This window comes from Mesorhizobium sp. M7A.F.Ca.MR.362.00.0.0 (assembly GCF_004023175.1).
Classification (GTDB): domain Bacteria; phylum Pseudomonadota; class Alphaproteobacteria; order Rhizobiales; family Rhizobiaceae; genus Mesorhizobium.
In genome coordinates this window covers 1-3,281 of the sequence record NZ_RZTF01000546.1, presented here as the reverse complement: position 1 = coordinate 3,281, position 3,281 = coordinate 1, and the positions used below count along the sequence as shown (strand labels likewise).

The 3,281-nt window shown below is 64.8% G+C and carries 3 protein-coding genes and 1 pseudogene; all 4 read right to left on the bottom strand.

The genetic code is table 11. The features are described from left to right. On the bottom strand, positions 1–693 hold a 693-nt coding region (locus EOC06_RS34855), incomplete at its 3' end, for an SDR family NAD(P)-dependent oxidoreductase (RefSeq protein ID WP_128309946.1). Positions 694–737: 44 nt separating this feature from the next. Next, positions 738–2,207 (bottom strand): amidophosphoribosyltransferase, encoded by a 1,470-nt coding sequence (purF, locus tag EOC06_RS34850; RefSeq protein WP_013532528.1) that lies wholly within the window; start codon positions 2,205–2,207, stop codon positions 738–740. Between the two features lie 104 nt (positions 2,208–2,311). Beyond that, positions 2,312–2,971 carry a CvpA family protein gene (locus EOC06_RS34845; RefSeq protein WP_127267853.1) on the bottom strand — a complete coding sequence of 220 codons (660 nt, stop codon included), beginning with the start codon at positions 2,969–2,971 and terminating at the stop codon, positions 2,312–2,314. A 63-nt stretch (positions 2,972–3,034) separates the two neighbouring features. Beyond that, a pseudogene (locus tag EOC06_RS44325) lies at positions 3,035–3,281 on the bottom strand (DNA repair protein RadA); the annotation flags it as partial.

Genomic DNA, 3,281 nt, shown 5'->3' with positions numbered 1-3,281 from the left:
GATCAATCCGGTCTCTTTCAGGTCCGGGCTGGCCAGCGGCACGATGCGTTTGGCGATCTCGGAGGGATGCGGCAACGTCTCGGGATCTTCGCCCGGCACTGCTTGGGCACGCATGGCGGTGCGGGTGGCGCCGGGGTCGGCGGCATTGACCCGGAGCGGCAGGCTCTGCGTCTCATGCGCCCAGGAGCGCATCATCGTCTCCACCGCGGCCTTGGACGCCGCGTAGGGTGCCCAGAAGGCACGCGCCGAGTGCGCTGCGTTGGAAGACAGGATGATCGCTCGTCCAGCGTCGGAGAGCCGCAGCAGGGGGTCGACGGAGCGGATCAGCCGCCAGGTCGAGGTGACGTTGATGGTCATCACCTTCTCGAAGGTTTTTGCTTCGACATGACCGATCGGCGAGATGACGCCGAGCACGCCGGCATTGGCGACGAGAATGTCGAGCTTGCCCCAGCGTTCGTGGATGGCGCCGCCCAGGCGGTCGATGCCGGCCATGTCGGCGAGGTCGAGCGGCACCAGTGTCGCCTGGCCGCCGGCCGCTTTGATCTGGTCGTCGAGCTCTTCCAGTCCTCCGACAGTGCGCGCCACCGCAATGACATGCGCGCCGGCGGCAGCCAATTCCTTGGCAATGAAATAGCCGATGCCGCGCGAGGCGCCGGTGACGACCGCAACGCGGTCGGAAAGGTCGAGGGTCATGCGATGGATTCCGGGAATTTGACTAACGCTGATGGCGGTCCGGCCTACGTCCCGCTCGTCGCCAGCAGCGACAGCGTGCGCACATTGTCGTGGCCTTCGAAGTCGAGCAGGCGGGTTGGATACTGGCCGGTGAAGCAGGCATCGCAGAATTGCGGCTGGTCGTTATCGCGGCTGGCCTCGCCGACCGCGCGGTAGAGCCCGTCAATGGTGAGGAAGCCGAGCGAATCGACGCGAATGAACTCGGCCATCTCCTCGATCGACATGCGCGATGCCAGGAGCTTCGATTTCTCCGGCGTGTCGACACCGTAGAAACAGGAGGCGCGTGTCGGCGGTGAGGCGATGCGCATATGCACCTCCTTGGCGCCGGCGTCGCGCACCATCTGCACGATCTTCTGGCTGGTGGTGCCGCGCACGATGCTGTCGTCGACCAGCACCACGCGCTTGCCCTCGATCATGCGGCGGTTGGCATTGTGCTTCAGCTTGACGCCCATGTGGCGGATCGAATCGCCCGGCTGTATGAAGGTGCGGCCGACATAATGATTGCGGATGATGCCGAGCTCGAAGGGAATGCCTGCGGCCTGGCTGAAGCCGATCGCCGCCGGCGTGCCCGAATCCGGCACCGGCACGACGATGTCCGCCTCGACCGGGCTTTCGACCGCCAACTCGGCGCCGATGCGCTTGCGCACCTCATAGACGTTGCGGCCTTCGACCGAGGAATCCGGCCGCGCGAAATAGACATATTCGAAGATGCAGAAGCGGGTCTTCTGCGGTTCGAAGGGGAACAGGCTCTCGATGCCTTTGGAGGTGACGACGACCATCTCGCCGGGCTTCAGGTCGCGAACGAAACGCGCGCCGATGATGTCGAGCGCGCAGGTTTCGGAGGCCAGGATCCAGGCGCCGTCGAGATCGCCGAGCACCAGCGGACGGATGCCGAGCGGATCGCGGCAACCGATCATCTTCTTGGCCGTCATCGCCACCAGCGAGAAAGCGCCCTCGACCTGCCGCACCGCATCGATGAAACGCGAGTTCAAATCGCGCTCCTTGCTGGTGGCGACGAGGTGCAAAAGCGTCTCGGTATCGGAGGTGGAGGAGAAGATCGCGCCTTGCTTCTGCAGCGCGCGCTGCACGGTCATGGCGTTGGTCAGATTGCCGTTGTGGGCGACGGCGAAGCCGCCATCGGCCAATTCGGCGAAAAAGGGCTGGATGTTGCGCATGCCGGCGCCGCCGGTGGTGGCGTAGCGCGTATGGCCGATGGCGCGGTTGCCTTGCAGGCTGTCGATGACGCGCTGCTTCGTGAAGGTGTCGCCGATCAGGCCGACATGGCGTTCGACATGGAACTGGCTGCCGTCATAGGAAACGATGCCGGCCGCTTCCTGGCCGCGATGCTGCAGCGCATGCAGGCCCAGTGTGACGATCGCCGCGGCGTCCTGCCGGCCGAAAATGCCGAACACACCGCATTCGTCGTGGAAATGGTCGTCGGCCTCGGCGGAAAGCACGTCGTCTGCGTCTGCCATCTTAAGCTCCGCTAAAATCGCCATATAATGCGGGTTCGCGCCGAAAGCAACGCGGGCCGTGCGGTCGTTCACACCATCGTCGGATCCTGACGCCGTTTTCGGCGTCAGTTTGCCGGCGCCGCCGGTGCCGGAGCGTTGTTGGCCGGAGGTGTTGCGTCATTGTCGTCAGGCGCTGGCGTGTTGGCATCGTCGCCGCCCGCCGGAGCATCCGCAGCCGGTGCGTCCGGAGCAGCTGGCGTCTCGGCGGCCGGCTGATTCGGATTGAGCTTCTTGAGAATCGCGTTTTCCGGATCCTCGGGCAGCAGGCTTTCGAGCTTGGCGCCGATCTGCTCCAGCAGCGGCCGCGACTTGGCCTCCGTGACCCAGGCCGGTGCCTTGGCGCCAGCCAGCCAGTTGAAGAACAGCAGTGCGACGGCGACGACCAGGATGCCGCGCGCGGCGCCGTAGAGGAAACCGAGCGTACGGTCGAGCGCGCCGATCCGCGAATCGATGATCCAGTCGGCGAGCTTCATGGTGATGACCGATACGACGATCAGCGCGACGATGAAGACGACGCCGGCGGCGGCCGCCATGGCGATCTTTTCATTCTCGATGTAGGGCGCGAGGTAAGGCACAACCGGCTTGTAGAAGAAGAACGCCGCCGCTGCCGCCGCTGCCCAGGAGACGACGGACAGGACTTCGCGCGAAAAGCCGCGAACCATGGCGAGCATCGCCGAGACCAGAGTGAAGCCGACGAGAATTCCGTCAAGCAGCGTAATCGGCATGTCTTTCGCCCCACTCCATGAGCCGCATTATAGCGCGGAACATCGGGCTCTGAGTCCGATGCTCTAATCTTCTTCGTCCACGCGGCTTCGGCGTGAGCCGGCTATGCGTGCCACGAGGTCGGCAAGCTCGGTCGGCTGGAAAGAACCGGCCCCGATCCCCCCGGCCAGTTCCCCGCTGCCCGAAGGCAGAACCGCGCTTCCAAAACCCAGCTTTTCGGCTTCCTTGAGGCGCTGTTGCGCATGCGCAACCGGCCTCTACGGCGCCCGAAAGGCTGATTTCGCCGAAATAGACGCAATCGGCGGGAAGGGC

Coding starts and splice junctions, on each gene's coding strand:
- purF (WP_013532528.1), bottom strand. CDS start 2,207: ATGGCAGACGCAGACGACGTGCTTTCCGCCGAGGCCGACGACCATTTC.
- EOC06_RS34845 (WP_127267853.1), bottom strand. CDS start 2,971: ATGCCGATTACGCTGCTTGACGGAATTCTCGTCGGCTTCACTCTGGTC.